Below are 19949 nucleotides of genomic sequence, written 5' to 3'. Positions count from 1 at the left end.
TATTCAATAAATCCTCCCAATTATATTTTATAAATTTTAATCTTCTTTTCCGCTCCTTCTTTTTCCGCTTCAAATATCGTATCCCAACTCCAGCTTAGCCACATCGCTCATCCGGTCGGGCGTCCATGCCGGCTCGAAAACCAGGTTTACGGTAGCACTTTCTATACCTTCGACTTCCATTACCACATCATGCACTTGCTGCACGATCTCATCGGCGATCGGGCATCCGGGAGCCGTGAGGGTCATGTGAATGATCACTTCGGAAGGCTTTGGAAATTCTATATCGTATATCAACCCCAATTCCCAGATATTCACCGGAATCTCCGGATCATAAACCGTGCTCAATTTCTCAATAATCAGATCCCTTGTTATACTGGCAGTCATATCCATCCGTCTTTAATCGTTTAAAATTTCTTACTTCGTATTTTGCGAAGCTGCCTCAGCAGCAATTGCATAGAATTTGATCTGTTTCACCATCGCAAGCAGGCCATTGGAACGGGTAGGCGACAAATGCTGGGTCAATCCGATCTCATCGATAAAATGCAGGTCGGCTTTAGCGATATCCGCCGGCTTCTGTCCGGAAAAGACCCGGATCAACAATCCGGCGATGCCTTTGGTGATAATTGCATCGCTGTCAGCTGTAAAATACAAAAGGCCATCCTGCATATCGGCATGAAACCACACCCTCGACTGGCATCCCTTAATCAGATTTTCTTCGGTCTTATGTGCTTCATCCATCCCTTCCAGACCCGATCCCAACTCGATCAGATAAGCATATTTATCCATCCAATCATCATATATAGAAAATTCATCTATAATTTCCTGTTCTTTTTCCTCGATTGTCATTTTTATCAATTTTTATCCTATCCTTTACAAAAATATAAATATCAGGCCAACTTAAACATTTTAGCCACCCGGTGTAATCCTTCGCAAAACAGATCGATTTCTTCAGAGGTATTGTACATACCGATCGAAGCCCTTACCATACCCGTTACCCCATAATGTTGCATGACCGGTTCGGCACAGAGCTGTCCCGTACGAACAGCGATCCCCATTTTATCTAACAATATGCCTGTATCGGAATGATGTATTTCTCCCAATGCAAAAGACAGGACGGAAGATTTCCGTATAGCTTCGCCAAAAATCCGCATAGCAGGAACCTGCCGCATCCGCTCCATCGCATAGTCCAACAACTGCTGTTCGTAAACAGCGATCTCTGGCAAACCGAGGGATTCAACATAACGAATGGCCTCTCCCAAGCCGATCACCCCGATAAAATCGGGAGTTCCTGCTTCGAATTTAAAAGGAAGCTCGTTATAAGTCGTCTTTTCGAAATGTACTTCTTTGATCATCTCTCCCCCACCTTGCCAGGGAGGCATCCGATTCAGCAAATCCTCCTTACCGTACAACACTCCGACTCCTGTAGGACCATATAACTTATGTCCTGAAAATACAAAAAAATCACAGTCGAGCGCCTGCACATCTATCGGTATATGCTGAACAGCTTGTGCGCCGTCGACCAACACTTTTGCACCGATCCGATGAGCCCGGCCGATCAGCTCTTTTACCGGATTTACCGTCCCCAACACATTCGAAACGTAAGCGACTCCAACTAATTTCACCCGCGGAGTCAATAAAGTATCCAGTTGTGACAGATCGAGCTCCCCTTTATCGTTAAACGGAAGTACTTTCAATACCGCTCCTTTCCGTTCACAGAGCATCTGCCAGGGAACAATATTGGCATGATGCTCCATTTCAGTTACCAGGATTTCGTCACCTTCCCGGATAAAAGCTTCTCCGAAAGAAAAAGCCACCAGGTTGATGCTTTCCGTGGTACCCCGGGTAAAAATAATTTCTTTATCCGAACCGGCATGAATGAATTTCCGGACAATTTCGCGGGCTTCCTCATTGGCATCGGTACATTTATTACTCAAAAAATGGACTCCCCGATGTACATTCGAGTTGTACTTCAGGTAATATTCGTTCATTTTTTCAATGACTTGCAACGGCCGCTGAGTCGTCGCCCCATTATCCAGGTATACCAAGCGTTTTCCGTATACCTGTTCTTCCAATATCGGGAAATCTTTCCGGACTTTTGCAACGTCGAACATATCCGATTATTTTTTACATTGCATAATGCAATTATAACATTTCGATAATTCACCCCTCAGCCGCTTATCGATCAAATCATCGATTTTCACCCGCAGGGGTTCGAGTTTTACCCGCCGGATAATGTCGTGAGCAAACCCGAACATCATCATCATCCGGGCTTCTTCCGGACTGATTCCCCGTGAACGCAGATAGAACATAGCTTCTTCATCGATCTGTCCGACCGTCGCTCCATGGCTACATTTCACATCATCGGCATCGATGATCAGCTGGGGTTTGGCATTTATCCGGGCGGTATCTGTCAGCAATAAGTTGTTATTGGCCTGATAAGCTTCGGTCTTCTGTGCATCCGGCCGCACACGGATACATCCGCTGAAATTTGCCAGTGCAGCATCATCCAGAACACCCTTGAAATGCTCGTTACTCGTACAATGCGGAGCAATATGATCGATGTAAGAAAAGTTATCGACAATCTGTTTTTTATCCTGGATATACATCCCGTACAAATGACATTCTCCCCCTTCTTCATTCAAAGCGACATACATATTGTTCCGGATAGTACCCCCGTACAAGGTCACCAGGTTACTTTCAAAAGTGGAATTACGGTGTTCTGAGACAAATAAAGAATTGATCTGGGAAGCCCCGAGATGTTGATTCTGTACCTGATAATATTCCATATGGGCATTGGGGCCCAAATATACTTCGGTCGTATTGTTGATTAAAAAATCATGCTCTGAAAGCGTGTGATCGCAAACCAGTACAGTCGCTCTGGCATTTTTCCCCAGTACGATCAGGTTACGTTGGAATCCCATCAGATCGGCCTTCGCCCTTAAGAGATTGATAATCTGCAAAGGGCATTCTAAAACGACATCGTCAGGGACATAAACAAATACACCGTCCTGTGCAAATGCCGTATTCAGCGCCACTAAGCCATCCCGGTGAGCGACAGGCGCATAGTGGTTATAATGTTTAGCAAACAGATCAGGGTATTTCACACTCGCTTCCTGCAAACCACAGATAACCACTTCCTCCGGTATTTCGGCTGCCGGATTCCCATCGAACCACCAACCGTTCACGGTCAATACGGGAGTGGTAACCAAATCCGTAACAGCACAGCGGAAAGTTTCGTTCATATCCACCTCCTGCCGGATATATTTCAACACGACGTTATAATCTTTGCCGAATAAGGGCAGCAGATTCAGATAAATATAATCTTCCTGTTTATTCGGGATTCCTCCCAAATCGACAAATTTACGGAATGCTTCCTCCCGGCAACCGTTCATTACCGCGCTGTTTCCTGCATCGAGCAGGGCCCGGCCTTCCCTGAACAAAGTTGCCAAATCGGTATTTATTTTTTCAAAATCGTTCATATCCGACTACTTACCTTTTACTTCTTCCTTGATCCAATCATATCCCTTCTCTTCCAGTTCGGCTACCAGCTCTTTGCCGGCGGTTTTCACAATACGGCCGTCATACAATACATGTACCACATCGGGTACGATATAGTCCAGCAAACGCTGGTAGTGGGTAATGACAATCGTAGCATTCTCCGGCTTTTTCAGTTTGTTCACGCCATTGGCCACCGTTCGTAACGCATCGATATCCAAACCGGAATCCGTTTCATCCAGAATAGCTAATTTCGGTTCGAGAACCGCCATCTGAAAAATTTCGTTTTTCTTCTTTTCTCCCCCGGAAAAACCTTCATTCAGGGAACGGTTCAGCAACTTATTGTCGATCCCGACCAATTCCATTTTCTGGCGGATCATCTTTAAGAAATCCCCGGCCGGATAAGGAGGCTGTCCATGGTATTTACGAATCTCGTTTACTGCCGTCTTCAAAAAATTCACCGTACTCACTCCCGGAATTTCTACCGGATACTGAAAACTAAGGAAAATTCCTTCCCGGGCCCGGTCTTCTGCCGGCATCTCCAGCAGATTTTTACCATTGAATTCCACTTCTCCCTGGGTAACCTCAAAACGTTCACGACCGGTAAGCACAGCAGAAAGCGTACTCTTTCCGGCACCGTTCGGTCCCATGATTGCATGAACTTCTCCGGCTTTGATTTCCAAATCAATGCCTTTCAATATTTCTTTGCCATCTACCGAGGCATGTAAGTTTTTTATCTTTAACATAATCTCACTTCTTTCAGAATGAATTTACTTTTTTATTCTTCTCCCTTTTACTTGTTACCTTCTCCTTTTTAGGCTCCAGCCTTTAGCTTTTTGCTTTTTAGCTTTTTTACCCCACACTTCCCTCCAAACTGATCTGCAACAGCTTTTGTGCTTCCACCGCAAACTCCATCGGCATTTTATTGAGGACATCACCGGCATAACCTTTGATAATCAAGCCCACAGCATCCTCGGTCGAAATTCCCCGCTGGTTGCAATAAAAAATCTGGTCTTCGCCGATTTTAGAGGTTGTCGCCTCATGTTCTACCTGAGCCGTCGAATTCTCGATTTCCAGGTAAGGGAACGTATGTGCCCCACATTTGTCCCCCAGCAATAAAGAATCGCACTGAGAATAATTACGGGCATTTTGGCAGCTCTTCACCACTTTCACTTTTCCCCGGTAAGAGTTACTGCTGAACCCGGCGGAGATACCTTTAGAAACGATCCGGCTACGGGTATTGTTACCGATATGAATCATCTTTGTACCGGTATCCGCCTGCTGATAATTATTGGTAACCGCTACAGAATAAAACTCACTTACCGAGCCATCTCCTTTTAAAATAGTGCTGGGATATTTCCAGGTAATAGCCGAACCGGTCTCTACCTGAGCCCAGATCAAACGGGCATTTTCGCCCCGGCAGATTCCTCTTTTAGTAACGAAATTATAAATTCCGCCTTTTCCGTCCTTATCCCCGGGATACCAATTCTGTACCGTACTGTATTTCACTTCTGCATTTTTCTCGACGACGATTTCCACAATCGCTGCATGCAACTGATTTTCATCGCGTTGAGGAGCGGTACAACCTTCCAGATAACTCACATAAGCCTCATCTTCAGCAACAATCAGTGTACGTTCGAACTGTCCTGTATTCCGGGCATTGATCCGGAAATAAGTAGACAATTCCATCGGACAACGTACCCCTTTAGGAATATAGACAAACGAACCATCGCTGAATACGGCCGAATTCAAAGCAGCAAAATAATTATCATGATAAGGTACGACAGTCCCTAAATATTTCCGTACTAAATCGGGATGATTTTTTACCGCTTCTGAAAAAGAACAGAAGATCACTCCGCGTTCAGCCAGCGTATCTTTAAAGGTAGTCTTTACAGAAACACTGTCCATCACGGCATCGACCGCCACTCCGGACAGGGCCATTTGTTCGCTCAAAGGAATCCCCAGCTTATCGAAAGTAGCCTTCAATTCCGGATCGACCTCTTCCCAACTCTTCGTCTCCTTCTGTTTCGGAGCTGCATAATATACGATATCCTGATAATTGATCTCAGGAATATCCAGTTGAGCCCAACGGGGCATCTTCATCGTCAACCAATGCCGGTAAGCTTTCAACCGAAATTCCAGCATCCAATCCGGTTCCTCCTTCTTGGCGGATATGATCCGGATCACCTCTTCGTTCAAACCTTTACCTATCGTATCGGTTTCGACATTCGTCACAAACCCATACTTATATTCACTTCCGGTAACTTCTTCTATAATATTGTCCATAAAACCTATTGAAACTTGAAAATTGCAACTTGAACCTAAATTCAAAGCCAATCTTACGATTATAATCACAAAAGTAAGAAATTTATTTAACACACATCCAGAGTCAAAGAACCAAAAGTTAAAAAAGTCTGTCCGACCGTAGAATAAAATCCGGAGGATGGTTGATCTGTCTGTTAATTTACACTATTTTTGCAGAAGATAAGCTGTACCTCGGCATAACTTTCAAGCAAGCTTGAAGATTCTGCTCCCGGTTTGCATTATCTTTGCCCGTATAAACAGATCATCAACAAACATACGTTCAATTTTACCATGTCCAATTATACAGAACTTTCTACATTAGGAGAATTTGGTTTGATCGACCACCTGACAAAAACGATTCGATTACAGAATCCCTCTACCCTGAAAGGGATTGGAGACGACGCAGCCGTCCTGGATTATGGCAATAAAAAAATCCTCGTCAGTACAGACATGCTGATCCAAGGTATTCATTTCGATCTGACTTATACCCCCCTTAAACATTTGGGATATAAATCGGTAGCCGTCAATGCCAGCGATATCTATGCGATGAACGGCATTCCGAAACAGATCACGCTCTCCCTCGCTGTCTCGAACCATTTTTCTGTCGAAGGGCTGGAAGAGTTTTATGCCGGCCTATATCTGGCCTGTGAAAAGTACGGGATCGACCTGGTCGGAGGCGATACGACTTCTTCTAAAACCGGCATGTGCATCAGCATCACGGTATTGGGAGAAGCCGATGAACAGGATATCGTCTATCGGAATACAGCCAAAGAGAATCAACTGATCTGCGTCAGCGGAGACCTGGGAGCAGCCTATATGGGATTACAATTGCTGGAAAGAGAAAAATTAGTTTTTCAGGGAGACGAAAATGCCCAACCCGATTTCGCCGGTTATGAATATATCCTGGAACGCCAACTGAAACCGGAAGCCCGTAAAGATATCGTTCAACAGTTTAAAGAAAAAAATATCCTTCCGACGGCCATGATCGATATCTCGGATGGGCTGGCTTCGGAAATCATGCACATTTGCAAAGATTCCGGGATCGGCTGTAACATTTATGAAGAAAAAATACCGATCGATTACCAAACGTTCAAAATGGCGGAAGAGCTCAATATGAATGCTACGGTATGCGCCTTATCCGGAGGAGAAGACTATGAACTCTTGTTCACCGCTCCTTTAGAGCATTACGACCTGCTGACCGCTATGCCGGGAATCAGCGTGATCGGCCATACCTGCAAAGCCTCTGAAGGATGTTATATGACTACCCGCGACGGGAATACTTTCGAATTAAAAGCCCAGGGATGGCAGAATTTTTCTTCAACAACGGCTGCCGGGGAAAGTGAAAATAAAAAAGCAAAGGAGGACAGATGAGCAGAGATTTAGAAGATGTTTTACGGGAAATCGGGGAGCTGAGTAATATACATGCAGACCGTAAAAAACTGCGGGCCAACTTGCGGGAGATCAGAGACCACCGTCTGGCTTATTACAATCAAAGCAACGAAAAGGAGTTGCAGGCCGAATTTTCAGATGCCCTGTTTAAAATTCTTTTACTGGAATTAGATGAAGAAGAAGAAGAAAGCATCGAGATAGCAGAACTGGCTTATCTGGGCTTGGGGCATATTTTCAGACGACCGGAATTACCGACCCCCGAGCTTTATAAACGCAGGTTATTGCTTTTGCATTATTTCTGTGATTATTTTACCGATTCCATCATCGAAGTATTTCTCTCCAAATATCGGGAGGACAACATATTACAGGCGAGAAGTCTGGCTATCGAATGTCTGGAGAAGATGCAGTTGTCGGATATGTTTTATCTGGAAGAAAATGCAACCGATTTTATCGACGGAGATGAACAACTATCGGACGCTTGCAACGGTATCGAAACAGATCCGCGTTTATCTGAGGAGGAAAAAGCCAATGCAGCCTTACTACACAAGGTTTTATACGCTTACCTGAAAGCCAAATACAAAAACTGAGAGCTTTGAGCTCTCAGTACCCTTCTCAATTAATGATTCGGATTAAATCTCCTTTCGCCACCCCGGGGAGAAAATGAACGATGACCTCTGTTTTCACCTTCTTCTCTCGGACGAGCTTTTTTCACTACTATCTTTCTTCCTTGAAATTCCGACTCGTTAAGAGCATTAATAGCATTCATTCCTTCGGTTTCATCCTCCATTTCAACGAAACCAAAACACTTTGAATTGCCGGTTTCCTTGTCCATAATTACTTTTGCTGAAGAAACAGTACCGAATTCTCCAAAGAGAGTTGCGAGATCGTCACCTGTTGTGGCGGAACTCATTTTTGCTACAAAAATATTCACAATAAAAAATATTAAAAAAATGATTAAACATATAGAAGGGTACGTAGAGCTATATTTTTAGTTACAAAAACACAAAACTAAGATTCTTCTATCGACACAAATATAAAGTAAATTATTAATACTCAGAAAAAAAATCTCCCGATAATTTACAACAATAAAAATATTTTCATTTTTTCTTTGCATTTTATTTGCACATTCCAACAAAAGCTCTACCTTTGCACACGCAATGAAACGCTGGTGGCATAGCTCAGTCGGTAGAGCAAAGGACTGAAAATCCTTGTGTCCCTGGTTCGATTCCAGGTGCTACCACTTCCCGATAAGCAGTTACATAAGTAGCTGCTTATTTTTATATTCCCCCCGTTCATGGAGCAATCGAAATCCGATAGTCAAGCATAACCGGATTACTATCGCTTGTAATACCAACCGATAGAGACCACAGCCGACACGATGCACACTCATTTACGGTAAAAGTAAGTTCTGTAGCTCCCCGATCGAATCTACCACATAATCCGCCCCAGCAGTTTCCAGTTCTTCCCGGGAACCATATCCATATACACACCCAACCGAACTCACTCCCGCATGCTTCGCCCCGAGTATGTCGAATTTACGGTCACCGACCATAATTACTTCGGAAAGAGATACAACCTCATTAGTCTTCAGTACATAATCGATCACCTCTTCTTTAGTCGAGCGTACTCCGTCCAAAGTAGCCCCTCCGACAAAGGAAAAATAAGCGGCAAGCTGAAAATGATCCAATATTTTCCGGGCGAATACTTCCGGCTTAGAAGTAGCCATCATCATGGTCTTTCCCGCCTGACACAAACGATCCAACAACTCAGGCATCCCCGGATATACCTCGTTTTCAAGCCAGCCCACAGTCGCAAAACGTTCTCTATACTTCAAGATCGCTTCTTGCGCCTGAGCTTCGGATAAACGATAGAATTCCTGAAATGAATCCAACAAAGGCGGTCCGATAAAAGGACACAACTCCTGCAAATCCTTCACCTCAATCCCCAAATGCCGTAAAGCATACTGCACACAGGTGGTAATTCCTATCATCGGATCGGTCAGCGTCCCATCTAAATCCCATAAAATATATTTACAATTTTTTTCCATTATTCCTCTTTTAAATTCGAAAGTTTACCTGCCTCAACGTTACTTCGTTCCTGATCAGTGCCGCCTTTCAGATTTCTGATTAGCGAACCTTCAGTTCTGATGGGGGGAATTTTATCCGGAACATAGTTCCGCCGATCAAGGTAATGCTAATCCGAATCCGATGGATAATACCATAATTCAGCTTTTTCTACAAAGATAATCTTAAAATAGCAAATGACAAGTCCGGCAGACTTTCAGCGATCGAAAATCTACCGGACTACAATCCTCCCCTCCAGCCTGTCAATTGATCACAAACGCTCTTCCAGCCATTCTACCAACTGATGTTTATCTTTTGCCTGTCCGATGATCTTTCCGTCAGGCCCGATCAAAATCAAAGTAGGCAAATAAGGTGCGGCATACATCGTGATCACCCTGGCCGGTTTGTATGGCTCAGGGAATTCATCGATTACCTGTTTCCATGGCAATTGATCCTGTTCCAAGGCTTTCAGCCAGTCCTCCCTGCGGCTGTCGTTGGTCACTCCCAGGATCTCGAACCCTTTATCCTTAAAGCGGGCATAAATCTTTTTCATTTCGGGGAACGAAGCCCGGCAAGGGCGACACCACGAAGCCCAAAAATCCAGCAACACGTATTTACCCCGCAAATCCGACAAAGCCAGCCGGCTTCCGTCCGGCGTCTCCAGCGAAAAATCGGGAGCCGGTTGCCCCGGCCGTACCCGCTCGCGGATAGCAATCTCCTCGCGCACCTCTGCCGCCATAGGACTATTCTGCACTTTAGGATCCAAAACGGAAAATACTTCCTTCAACTCTTCCAACGTCATATCGTTCCACATCATCCGCAGATTCAAAACGGACGACTCCACCGTGCGGTTTTCCCGTATAAGCTCCAACTGCCGTTGGCGTACAGCTTCGGAAAAGCGTTCGGACAAAGGCTCCGTTTCGTCCTGCAATTTATAATAGGCTTCGGTATCCGTATTCCTCAATCCGGCCATTTTCTGTTGTGCCTCGGCATATTCCTTGTGCTCCGGGGCTTTTAATATCTGCCCGTATACTCCGGCGATCTTCTCATACACTTCCTGGTTCAAACTCCCTTCCACCGTTTGTCCGCCGATCGAACGGTAGCCATACCGTTCGATCACATCTTTCCAGGCAGCCATCACCCGGATCGGGGAATTCTCTGCAATAAATCCCAGACTTGCCGGCTGATCGCTATCAGGACACACCTTTACAGTGACGGAAACCGGGGATTCCAAACGCCCTTCGAACACGAATTTTCCATTCCGCATATTCACCGTATCTCCCATCGTCGGTTCCCCGAAACCTGCCGATTGTAACAATATGGCTTTTCCGTCACCAGCCCCTTCAATGTTGCCGGTAATCCGGTAACCGTCTGCCGGGGCTGTGCAAGCAGCCACCCCAAAAAGGATACCCCCTATTATCATTTGTGTTTTCATATCATAATTTTTTATTTATTTCAATACAATTTTTTTCTCTGTCGGAGTCATGCAAATCATATGTTTCAAATCTTCCATCCTAGCCGCATGATTTTTCATCGTTTCCACGTTCAGGGCATAAGCCCGGCGGGTAGCCGAAAAAGCACGAAGCGTAATATCATGCCGGGTAATAATGCGGTCGTTATATTTGCGGGCGACCGGCGTTTGGCCGGCAAAACCGGCAATATACACCACAGCATTGGCAAACACATCCCGGGCCTCATCCGTCATATCGTCGGGCGAAGCAGCAAATCCCCAGTGGAGAAAGTTACCATGTCTTCCGATCGCCACAGCATCCCATGTCTTAGCCGAAACGCCACCGGAAATTATCTCAGCTTCAGGCGAATCCTCGAAACCACCGGGCCGCGATACCATGCCGACACGGATGCCCCGCTTCGACATATACCCTTCTTTCTGCACCCGCCACATCGGTAAAGAATCGGGAGCTATAGTATCGTTGATATAAGGCAGCGTCCGCATCGGTTTCTTCACCATCGGACGGTCGAAGTCGGGAGGCAAATAACCGGTTTTTTCATACCGGGTCAGGCGGCCTGAACTATCCCTTTCCATAATGCCCGGCAGGATAGGAGCCGGCCGACCGTCCATCACCGTTACATCATAATTGTCCGACAATTCCGGCCGGTAGGCTTGGGCCCGGATCACCGTCACCTGCCGGAAATAGCGTTTCAACATCTTGTCAAAGGAAGCCATACGTTTCGCACTGCTTTGTGCCAACACCGCCGAATCGGGACGGTTACCGACATAATCGACATCCGGCGAACCGCCGACATACAACACTTTCAGGTTACTTTTACGGATCCCGGCCTGTAAACCTCCGGACAGGCACAAACAAAGCACTATACCAATGATTGTTTTTATTTTCTTTGTATTTAATTCCCGAATACTTCCTTCAATTTTTCATCCATTTTTTCGTGAGATTCTCCACCTCCCCCATAACGTCCGATAATCATTCCTTCTTTATCGATTAAAATTTTCGTCGGTAAAGAGTGAATTCCATACAGCTCGCTGATATCTTCCGAGCGATCGAAGTCTTTTCCATCGAACTTCAATCCACGCAATACGTGATGAAACATCCCGATGTCATCTTTCTTTACAGCTGTCCGCCATTTAGCCTCGTCCGGATCGTCGTCGGACACACACACCACTTCCAGGCCCTGATCTTTATACTTTCTATACAATTCTTTCAAATGGGGATTACTTTTCCGACAGGGAACACACCAACTGGCCCAGAAATCGATAATCACGTATTTTCCCCTGAGGTCTGCCAACGAAAACATTTCTCCGTCGATATCCTTTTTGCTGAATATGGCAGCAGGACTGCCCGGAGAACCATTTTTCAACTTTTGAATTTCCTGATATACTTCTTGCCCCAGCTTACTTTTCTTTACCCGTTCACTCAAACGATCGAAAACAGCCTGTGCTTCGGGATAAGTCATGGAACTGACTTTATATCTCAATTGTCCTGCAGTCACATACGAATCGATATGTGTTGCTATAAACCGATCAGTAATTTTTCCCATTTCTTCGTAAAACGGCTCCATTTTATCTTTGATTTCGGTAGACTTTTCAGGATCTTTCTCTTTTCTATAAGCATCGTTCAAAGCCTTCATTCGATTCCGGACAGCTATTAACTCTTTATTCAACGCCTGCGCTTCCTGTCCGGTTAACGAACGTTTAATCTACAATTATCGTCTTGCCTTTCACCTCGAAACGGACATGGGAAGTTTTTTCAATGACCTTCAACATATCGTCGATTTCCCGATAACGGGGCAGGCTTCCACTGAAATGACGGTTACGGGAAATATTATTACGGAAAAAGACTTCGATATCGTACCACAAAGACAATTCATCCATAATCTGTTCGATCGATTTATCTTCAAAAATATAGACTCCTGATTTCCAACCGATATAATTAGATACATCGACATTTTTAATCTCGGTCTCACCGGTCAAGCGATCGAACTGCGCCAACTGACCGGGCTTCAGCATTTTTTCAGCGGATCGTTCGGTTTTTATCGAAACAGCTCCCCGTACCAAAGTGGTCTGTACATAATCGGCAACCCGGGTATTGATATTAAACTCCGTCCCATACACCTTCACCTCGATATCGTCCGTCACGACAACAAAAGCTTTCTGCCGATCGTGAGCAACCTGAAAATAAGCTTCTCCTTTTAAATACACCCTTCTCATATCTCCTGCAAAATGTACCGGATACTTCAATTCAGAAGCGGAATTCAACCACACCCTGGTCCCATCACTCAGTACAATTGCATACTCACCTCCCCGAGGTACGATCAACTGATTCTCGGTATCTTCAATCCCTGCAGTCAACGTATCGGAATAGATTAAACCATGATTACTGTTTTTAGCCTTTACCCCCTCTCCAATCTCGACATCAGCGGTTTCCGGATTCAGATTTACAGTCTTTCCCTCACCGGTTACCAAAATAGCCTTTTGTGTTCCGGGCAAAATAGTCGCCGTCGGCCGGTTTTCGGTCAATAAGGGCTCTTTTACGGATGAAGTCACCTGCCACCATAAAAAGCAAGCCATCCCTACCGACAAGATACACGAAGCAGCCAGCCACCCCCCTATCCGTACCATCCGGTGCCTTCTTTTTCTACGTTCTGCAACGGTTAACCTGACTTCGTAGGAAGCTTTGAACCGACGAATTCGTTCTTCCGTAGGCCGGAAACTTTCCGGAGAACACAAAAAAGTTTTTATTTCCCGGTAAAATTCCCGGTGTTCCGAAGATTCATCCAACCAAGCATTCAGCAGGTTCCGTTCTTCTTCAGATATATCCGATAATACACTCCGCTTTAAAAGTACCCAATCGATCTTCATGATCTTTAATTTTAGATACCTCTTAAACACGAAAAGATAAAATTTGTTTACAGGAAAAGTATTTTTTTAAAGAAAAGGAGTAAAAAAAAGAATAACGGCCAGATCATATTCCGCAAAACGCTGCCTCAACATCTCCATACCCCGGTGAGTTTGTACCCTCGCAGTACTTTCGGAAATATCGAGTTCTTCGGCTATTTCCTCAAATTTTTTCCCTTCAAAAAAACGCCGCCGACACACCTCCCGGCATTTCTCGGGTAACTCCAGCATCACCTCCTGAATTTTCCGCAACACTTCTTCTTCCTCTATCCAATCGACATTATCCGACCATAGACAAGCTTCCGCATATAAATTCATACGCCGGTCTTCCACCTTACGATCCCGCAAATAATTAAAACAACGATTCCGCACACTATTAAAAAGATACGACTTTAAAGAAAGGTCGTAATTCAGGATTTCCGATTTTTCATACAGACTGATAAAAATTTCCTGCACAATATCATTAGCCACATCCTCCCGAAACACAACGCGGACAGCAAAGGTAAAGAGCCGCTCGAAATACTTATCGAACAATATCGAATAAGCTTTCCGGTCGTTCTTGCGTAAATATTTTATTAAAATTTCATCTTCCACGCCTCACCAGAATATTTATCATCTATTTTTACAAAAATATCTTAAATTTCCAATCGGGCAAGAAAAATAGTGCAATTTTTTGATACAACAATTACAATAGTCCAAACAGGGGCAATATCAGATTTTATCCCTGAACCGTCCCAAAATAAGAATAATCATTTCAACATCTGATCGATTTGCTGATTGATAAATTGTAATTCTTCAGGAGTCAGGATTATATCGGCAGCTTTCGCATTCTGAATCGCCTGCTCCGGATTGCGGGCCCCGACCAAAGCAACGGTAATTCCGGGATGTTCGATCGTCCAGCGGATCACCAATTGTCCGAGAGTCGCTTTTTTCTCATCAGCCAAAGGTTGCAATTTTTCTAAAAAAGCATTCGTTCTTTTAATGCTTTCGTCTGTAAAAAAAGGGTTTTCTTTCCGATGATCGCCTTCAGCAAATCGGTATCCGGGTTGCATCTTACCGGTAAGTAAGCCACGTTCAAGCGGACTATAAGCGATCACTGATTTTTCATTACGGATACAATAAGGTATAATATCCCGGTCCATCCCCCGATTAACCATACTATAAGGAATCTGATCCGATACCAGATCGATCAGTTTAGCGGCATCTTCCAACAAAGCAGCATCATAATTACACACACCTGCATAACGTACTTTTCCTTGCTCTATCAAACGCTCTACTGCCTCGAAAGTCTCACTCAAAGGAGTCGTAGCATCCGGCCAATGGATCTGATAGAGGTCTATATAATCCGTACCGAGCCGCCGCAGACTGTCTTCACACTCTTTGATGACACTCTCTTTGCCGGCATATTTGTAAATATCTATAGGGTTGTCCTGATTATCTTTGCTTTTAAAAGCGAATTCACCTTGTGGCAAATCCCATCTCATACCGAATTTGGTCAGAATCTGTACCTGATCACGGGGAATACCCCGGATAGCCTCTCCAACAATCCGCTCACTCTCGCCTTGTCCATAAATCGGTGCTGTATCGATAGAAGTCACTCCACCATCGTAGGCCGCTTTTATGGCTTTTACAGCTTCGTCACGATTCGATTTTCCCCACATCCATCCTCCGGCAGCCCAAGAGCCGAAGGTGATAGCGGATAAGGTCAAGTCAGTATGGGCTAATGTTCTATATTCCATAATAGTTTTATCATCGATTGAAAACCCTTAAAATACGAAATAACCACCTCAGGAGTTACAACTTATATTTCATCACAATCTCACATTGTTCCCCTTCATCCAAAGCCAGATGGATAAAACCATTCTGAATATCATGCTGTTGCCGGTCTACTTCTACCCGTTTCACTTGCTCCGGAATTTTCAACTTAAAAGCAGATTTTACCCTGGAATGTAAAGTCAGCTTCTCCAGCCGGCCGGCTTTCCAACTTGCATCGACGACACCTCCCCCACGTACACACAAGCCTTTAAAACTCCCCTCTTTCCAGACAGCAGGCAGAGCAGGCAAAACCTCGATAAATCCCTGCTGGCTCTGAATCAACATCTCGGCAATACCGGCACAACCGCCTAAATTACCATCGATCTGAAAAGGCGGATGGGCACAAAACAAATTGGGATAAGTTCCCCCGCCGGTATAATCTACTTTACCGCCGGTAACCACCGGTTTCAATAAATTTTTAAGCAATTCCAAAGCTTTGTCTCCCTCTTGCAACCTGGCCCAGAAATTTATTTTCCAAGCCATCGACCAACCGGTACCTCCATCTCCACGCCGTTGAAGTGTCTTACGGGCAGCTTCGGCCAATTCCGGGGTTTTGGCCAGGGATATCTGATTCGAAGGATACAAACCGAACAGATGGGAGACATGACGATGCCGGGGATCCACTTCCTCATAGTCTTCAAGCCATTCCTGCAAATATCCCCCTTTCGGACTGATTTGCATCGGCGGTAATTTATCCAACGCTTTCTCCAAAGAATCCGCAAATGCAGCATCTATCTCTAATAAGCGGGCAGCCTGTATTGTATTAGAAAATAACTCCCTGATAATCTGAGTATCCATAGCCGGCCCCATACAAACACTGACTTCCTTTCGGGTACCAGGCATATAAAAAGCATTTTCAGGCGAAGAGGAAGGGGCTGTAACCAGCCACCCCTGTGTAGGTTCCTCGATCATAGAAGAAAGGAAAAAACGGGAGGCTCCGCTTAACACGGGATAGACCTCCCTGAGGTACTCCTGATCGAGTGTGAAAGCATAATGTTCCCACAAATGCTCACAAAGCCAGGCCCCGCCGGTATTCGTGGCTCCCCAGGAAGCATGTTCTCCCGGAGCAGTAAAACGCCAGGGATTCGTCATCATATGAGCCACCCAGCCCTGAGCTCCATAAAAAGAATGAGCGGTGACCTCACCCGAAGTCACCAAATCCTTTACCAGATTTTTCAACGGAGTATGCAATTCCGATAAATTGACGATCTCTACCGGCCAATAATTCATTTGCAAATTGATATTCAGGTGATAATCGCCATTCCAAGGGGTTTGTACACTATTCGCCCACAATCCCTGCAAATTCAAAGGAAACGAATTTTCCCGCGTACCACTGATCAACAAATACCGGCCGTACTGAAAATACAAAGCGACCAAACCGGGATCTTCTTGTTCCTGAAAACGGGCCAAGCGCTGATCGGTAGGCAAAATATCCTGCGGAGTTCCTAAATCCAATTCCACGCGGTTGTATTTATATCGCCAGGCAGAATCATGCCGCTCCAACAAATAACCATAATCCATATTACCGGCAATCTGCATCAATTTTTCGACCCGCTCCGGGTAATCTGCCGCCCAAAGACTTGTCCCGGCGGACACCAGGACATAAGCCGTCGTCGCTTCTTTGACATGTATACAAGCCGAATCGGCCACTTGCCGGCCATCTGCAGTCCATACTTTCAGCTGCACCATATATTTCGTTCCGGCCTTCCCTTTCCCGTTATCCAATTGTCCTTCCATATAAACCACCCCATCATTAGCATAACAAGTGTAATTTTCAGGTCGGTCGATAGCAACATCAAAATCCAGCATTCCTTTCCGGTCGGCAGTCAACTTCATGATCATCACATCTTCTGTCTGGGAAACGAAATATTCCCGCCGGTATTTCACCTTACCTTTCCGGAAACAGGTCCAAGCCAAAGCTTTGTCCAAAGATAATCCTCTCTCATAAGCGGAATAACCGACATCGCTACTATCCGGGAAATGATATTGTAAATGCAGATTACCTAACAATTGAAAAGCGCCGTAAGGAGCGTTCGCCCCCTGTCCGAAAGCCGATCCTTGTCCTCCGCAAGCAAAGTGTTTATACATCAGTTCCTGGGCCTCATCGTTTTTTCCTTCCAATAACAGCCGGCGAATCTCAGGCAGATACTTCAAAGCTTCGGGATTACGAGTATCCTGAAAACTACCGGACCACATCGTAATATCGTTCAGGACGATAGTCTCCTGAACGACTCCCCCATCGGGCATCATCCCCAAACGTCCGTTTCCCAAAGGCAAAGTTTCCTCCCACCGCTCAGCCGGACGGGTATACCACAATTTAAGATCCGGTCGGGGCTGACAAGAACATACCGGGTAGATAAATCCCAACCAGACCGCCCATTGTACGAAAGTCATGTGTTTCATCTGTTCTGATTTAGCCGTTCCTAAGAATAGACAAATATATTTAATAAACGGTATTTATGTACATGTTTACATTAAATGTAGAATTATTTTGGTCCTTGTTCGTCTTCGGTATTCGTGTTCGGGGACCCGGTCGCTTCTGTCGGTCATCTAGCTTTTTCTTTCACTGACCGGCGGAACTCCTCACTTCGTTCGTCAGACACCACCGGTCGGGCGTTCAGAAAAAGCAAGACGACACTCGCCAGAGCTCCAATGGTCCCCGAACACGAACACCTCCGACTGACGTTATCACTGCATGGCAAGCTAAACCAGACCTGAAAACCATAAATTTCAACGAAAAAAGATTTTCCGATAAAGTAACCCAATTATCCATAATCCAATTCTTCCTTTGCCAAGTCGTGTTAACGTGAGATGGAGGGTTTTATGCCGGAAGACCATTGGAGCGGGAACGAGTGTCCGGTTAGGTTTTCCGAACGCCCGACCGGTGATGCCTGACGAGCTTGCGAGGAGTTCCGCCGATTGAAGGAAAGCCTTAGCGGACCGTTCCAGGCGAACCGGTCTGACGGCACAAAACCCGGAAGCGGAATAGAAAGAAAAATAAACCTACGTTTTAATATAAATATGTATATAACGGCCTCATAAAAAAAGCTATCCGAATCAGCTGATTTCGGATAGCTTTTGGGGAGGTCAATTCTATTCTCAAAAACGATAGGCCAAACCCAAAGAAGCAGAAACGGCATTCGATTCGTATTTCCCGGAAAACTTACCGCCGGGACTATATTTGTCCGGGTAAGAGCCATGCCGGCTGACTCCCTGTATATACAAAAAGGCAAAATCGATCTGCAAATTCCGGTAAGGTTCGAAAGAACACCCTGTCGAAATACCGATTTTTCCCATACCGGGAGTTTCCGGATTGTAATTATTTTTCCGGATCGGACTTTGATCATAGTATAATCCCAAACGAACATCCAACCGGTCTGTCGCCATATACTGGGCCCCGATCCGGTAGATCATCGTATTTTTATAATTTTTCTCTGCTTTTATATCCTCGATTTTCAATACTTTCTCATTGAAAACAACATTTAATGAATCGTAAGCACTCCAACCGACAAACTGCAAATCCAAAGCCAGTTCCCAACGATCGGTCGGCCGGTAACTAACCCCGAAAGTCGTATTCGAAGGCAAAGGCAACTGAGCATGAAAAGTTCCCTTATCCAAAGGAGGTATTTGTCCTGTTGCATCCAGCAGATCTTTTATCTTCTCACTGGCATAATCCAATTCGGCCGTTCCTTCTTTTACTTTCATCCGGACCCGGGAACGATAAGAAAGACCTAAAGTCACTTTATCGCAAACATCATACATCACACCGATATGATAGCCCAGTTTCACTTTCGACTTTCCATCCAAAGTGGCAGACACGGGTACAACATCCTGATAATCGGCACCCAGAATCGGCACCAAAGCTCCGACAGGCAATAAAGCTCTGGAAAGATTTACATTTCCCATAGCGATCTGTAAACCGACTCCAACACTCAGATTATCCAGAATTTTATACGAAAGAGTGGGCTGTATGATATATGATTTCAAGGTGATATCCTGAATCAGATGAGCTCCTTTCCAGGCTTGGGGCCATTTTAAAGAATTTCCATAAGGAGTAGTCAAAGAAATTCCGGCTGCCAGGTTATCATAAATCCGATATCCGACATAGGCATATACAGGTGTCCCTACCGAATTATCTGTCTTTGCAGAATAATCTCCGTTTTTGTACCTGGCATTTGAAAAAATACCGGATATCCCCACCGACATATCCATATGCCCATTGAGATACACCAAGCCTGCCGGATTGAAATGCATACTTTCGGCTCCTAATTTCATACCTGTCCCGACATGTCCCATTCCCGTCTGCTTTGTACTCAAAACGTTTACCTGATATCCTTCGGCAAATGCGGACGATAAGGTAACACTGGCCAGTAAGGATAAGAATAATTTCTTCATAAAAATTAATTTTCGTTCATAAAAGGTTGTCCTGTAACACATTGCAAACAACCATCAAAATTTCAGAACGGCAAAAATAAATACTTTCTTTCCCGTTTGTTTCTACTTTACGGTAT

Annotated in this window: 18 protein-coding genes and 1 tRNA gene; 3 read left to right on the top strand and 16 right to left on the bottom strand. The window is 44.9% G+C overall.

From position 1 onward, the window contains the following. Positions 1-69: 69 nt before the first annotated feature. The 6 genes from ODOSP_RS16460 to sufB form a co-directional block, all read right to left on the bottom strand. Positions 70-384 (bottom strand): iron-sulfur cluster assembly protein, encoded by a 315-nt coding sequence (locus ODOSP_RS16460; protein ID WP_013613421.1) that lies wholly within the window; start codon positions 382-384, stop codon positions 70-72. A gap of 30 nt (positions 385-414) precedes the next feature. Next, positions 415-846 carry a SufE family protein gene (locus ODOSP_RS16455; protein ID WP_013613420.1) on the bottom strand — a complete coding sequence of 144 codons (432 nt, stop codon included), beginning with the start codon at positions 844-846 and terminating at the stop codon, positions 415-417. Between the two features lie 41 nt (positions 847-887). After that, the gene (locus tag ODOSP_RS16450; protein WP_013613419.1) at positions 888-2111 is read right to left on the bottom strand and encodes an aminotransferase class V-fold PLP-dependent enzyme; all 1224 of its coding nucleotides are present in this window, start codon (positions 2109-2111) and stop codon (positions 888-890) included. 6 nt (positions 2112-2117) lie between these two features. Then, a complete protein-coding gene (gene sufD, locus ODOSP_RS16445) occupies positions 2118-3479 on the bottom strand; it encodes a Fe-S cluster assembly protein SufD (protein ID WP_013613418.1) in 1362 nt (453 codons plus the stop codon). A gap of 6 nt (positions 3480-3485) precedes the next feature. After that, positions 3486-4241 (bottom strand): Fe-S cluster assembly ATPase SufC, encoded by a 756-nt coding sequence (gene sufC, locus ODOSP_RS16440; RefSeq protein ID WP_013613417.1) that lies wholly within the window; start codon positions 4239-4241, stop codon positions 3486-3488. 106 nt (positions 4242-4347) lie between these two features. Next, positions 4348-5781 carry a Fe-S cluster assembly protein SufB gene (gene sufB, locus ODOSP_RS16435; protein ID WP_013613416.1) on the bottom strand — a complete coding sequence of 478 codons (1434 nt, stop codon included), beginning with the start codon at positions 5779-5781 and terminating at the stop codon, positions 4348-4350. A gap of 309 nt (positions 5782-6090) precedes the next feature. On the opposite strand from sufB, the gene thiL reads away from it, so the two are divergent. Both thiL and ODOSP_RS16425 read left to right on the top strand, forming a co-directional pair. Continuing rightward, on the top strand, positions 6091-7170 hold the full coding sequence (thiL, locus tag ODOSP_RS16430) for a thiamine-phosphate kinase (RefSeq protein WP_013613415.1): 1080 nt from the start codon (positions 6091-6093) through the stop codon (positions 7168-7170). Next, on the top strand, positions 7167-7775 hold the full coding sequence (locus tag ODOSP_RS16425; RefSeq protein ID WP_013613414.1) for a hypothetical protein: 609 nt from the start codon (positions 7167-7169) through the stop codon (positions 7773-7775). Before thiL ends, ODOSP_RS16425 begins: the two co-directional genes overlap by 4 nt. Before the next feature lie 29 nt (positions 7776-7804). Here the strand turns inward: ODOSP_RS16425 and ODOSP_RS16420 are convergent, their stop codons facing one another. Next, complete coding sequence (locus tag ODOSP_RS16420) at positions 7805-8119, bottom strand: RNA recognition motif domain-containing protein (protein ID WP_013613413.1); 315 nt, start codon at positions 8117-8119, stop codon at positions 7805-7807. Between the two features lie 236 nt (positions 8120-8355). Here ODOSP_RS16420 and ODOSP_RS16415 point away from each other — a divergent pair. Beyond that, positions 8356-8428 (top strand) — tRNA-Phe (locus ODOSP_RS16415). Between the two features lie 150 nt (positions 8429-8578). Here ODOSP_RS16415 and ODOSP_RS16410 read toward each other — a convergent pair. From ODOSP_RS16410 to ODOSP_RS16370, 9 genes are all read right to left on the bottom strand, one after another. Then, on the bottom strand, positions 8579-9235 hold the full coding sequence (locus tag ODOSP_RS16410) for an HAD family hydrolase (RefSeq protein WP_013613412.1): 657 nt from the start codon (positions 9233-9235) through the stop codon (positions 8579-8581). 287 nt (positions 9236-9522) lie between these two features. Further along, the gene (locus ODOSP_RS16405; protein WP_013613411.1) at positions 9523-10686 is read right to left on the bottom strand and encodes a TlpA disulfide reductase family protein; all 1164 of its coding nucleotides are present in this window, start codon (positions 10684-10686) and stop codon (positions 9523-9525) included. Between the two features lie 15 nt (positions 10687-10701). Next, positions 10702-11583 carry a hypothetical protein gene (locus ODOSP_RS20040; RefSeq protein WP_013613410.1) on the bottom strand — a complete coding sequence of 294 codons (882 nt, stop codon included), beginning with the start codon at positions 11581-11583 and terminating at the stop codon, positions 10702-10704. Positions 11584-11615: 32 nt separating this feature from the next. Continuing rightward, positions 11616-12389, bottom strand: a complete 774-nt coding sequence (locus tag ODOSP_RS16395) for a TlpA family protein disulfide reductase (RefSeq protein ID WP_013613409.1) — start codon at positions 12387-12389, stop codon at positions 11616-11618. A gap of 31 nt (positions 12390-12420) precedes the next feature. Then, positions 12421-13587: a FecR family protein gene (locus ODOSP_RS16390; protein WP_013613408.1), complete on the bottom strand. Its 1167-nt coding sequence runs from the start codon at positions 13585-13587 to the stop codon at positions 12421-12423. Positions 13588-13653: 66 nt separating this feature from the next. Next, entirely contained in the window at positions 13654-14217 is a 564-nt protein-coding gene (locus tag ODOSP_RS16385; protein ID WP_013613407.1) for an RNA polymerase sigma factor, read from the bottom strand. A gap of 155 nt (positions 14218-14372) precedes the next feature. Next, positions 14373-15362 carry an aldo/keto reductase gene (locus ODOSP_RS16380; RefSeq protein ID WP_013613406.1) on the bottom strand — a complete coding sequence of 330 codons (990 nt, stop codon included), beginning with the start codon at positions 15360-15362 and terminating at the stop codon, positions 14373-14375. A 55-nt stretch (positions 15363-15417) separates the two neighbouring features. Beyond that, a complete protein-coding gene (locus ODOSP_RS16375; protein WP_013613405.1) occupies positions 15418-17841 on the bottom strand; it encodes a glycoside hydrolase family 95 protein in 2424 nt (807 codons plus the stop codon). A gap of 696 nt (positions 17842-18537) precedes the next feature. After that, positions 18538-19833, bottom strand: coding sequence for an OmpP1/FadL family transporter (locus tag ODOSP_RS16370; protein WP_013613404.1), 1296 nt, complete (start codon positions 19831-19833; stop codon positions 18538-18540). Between the last annotated feature and the right edge of the window lie 116 nt (positions 19834-19949).

Origin of the sequence: Odoribacter splanchnicus DSM 20712, assembly GCF_000190535.1 — a bacterium.
GTDB lineage: Bacteria > Bacteroidota > Bacteroidia > Bacteroidales > Marinifilaceae > Odoribacter > Odoribacter splanchnicus.
Note: the sequence above shows the minus strand (reverse complement) of the source record. Positions and strands in the feature narration are given on the sequence as shown.

What these genes read in the sequence shown, in the direction of transcription:
- ODOSP_RS16455 (WP_013613420.1), bottom strand. Translation starts at nt 846, where the DNA reads ATGACAATCGAGGAAAAAGAACAGGAAATTATAGATGAATTTTCTATA.
- thiL (WP_013613415.1), top strand. Translation starts at nt 6,091, where the DNA reads ATGTCCAATTATACAGAACTTTCTACATTAGGAGAATTTGGTTTGATC.
- sufC (WP_013613417.1), bottom strand. Translation starts at nt 4,241, where the DNA reads ATGTTAAAGATAAAAAACTTACATGCCTCGGTAGATGGCAAAGAAATA.
- ODOSP_RS16425 (WP_013613414.1), top strand. Translation starts at nt 7,167, where the DNA reads ATGAGCAGAGATTTAGAAGATGTTTTACGGGAAATCGGGGAGCTGAGT.
- ODOSP_RS16410 (WP_013613412.1), bottom strand. Translation starts at nt 9,235, where the DNA reads ATGGAAAAAAATTGTAAATATATTTTATGGGATTTAGATGGGACGCTG.
- ODOSP_RS16380 (WP_013613406.1), bottom strand. Translation starts at nt 15,362, where the DNA reads ATGGAATATAGAACATTAGCCCATACTGACTTGACCTTATCCGCTATC.
- ODOSP_RS16370 (WP_013613404.1), bottom strand. Translation starts at nt 19,833, where the DNA reads ATGAAGAAATTATTCTTATCCTTACTGGCCAGTGTTACCTTATCGTCC.
- ODOSP_RS16460 (WP_013613421.1), bottom strand. Translation starts at nt 384, where the DNA reads ATGACTGCCAGTATAACAAGGGATCTGATTATTGAGAAATTGAGCACG.
- ODOSP_RS16375 (WP_013613405.1), bottom strand. Translation starts at nt 17,841, where the DNA reads ATGAAACACATGACTTTCGTACAATGGGCGGTCTGGTTGGGATTTATC.
- sufB (WP_013613416.1), bottom strand. Translation starts at nt 5,781, where the DNA reads ATGGACAATATTATAGAAGAAGTTACCGGAAGTGAATATAAGTATGGG.
- ODOSP_RS16390 (WP_013613408.1), bottom strand. Translation starts at nt 13,587, where the DNA reads ATGAAGATCGATTGGGTACTTTTAAAGCGGAGTGTATTATCGGATATA.
- ODOSP_RS16405 (WP_013613411.1), bottom strand. Translation starts at nt 10,686, where the DNA reads ATGAAAACACAAATGATAATAGGGGGTATCCTTTTTGGGGTGGCTGCT.
- sufD (WP_013613418.1), bottom strand. Translation starts at nt 3,479, where the DNA reads ATGAACGATTTTGAAAAAATAAATACCGATTTGGCAACTTTGTTCAGG.
- ODOSP_RS16450 (WP_013613419.1), bottom strand. Translation starts at nt 2,111, where the DNA reads ATGTTCGACGTTGCAAAAGTCCGGAAAGATTTCCCGATATTGGAAGAA.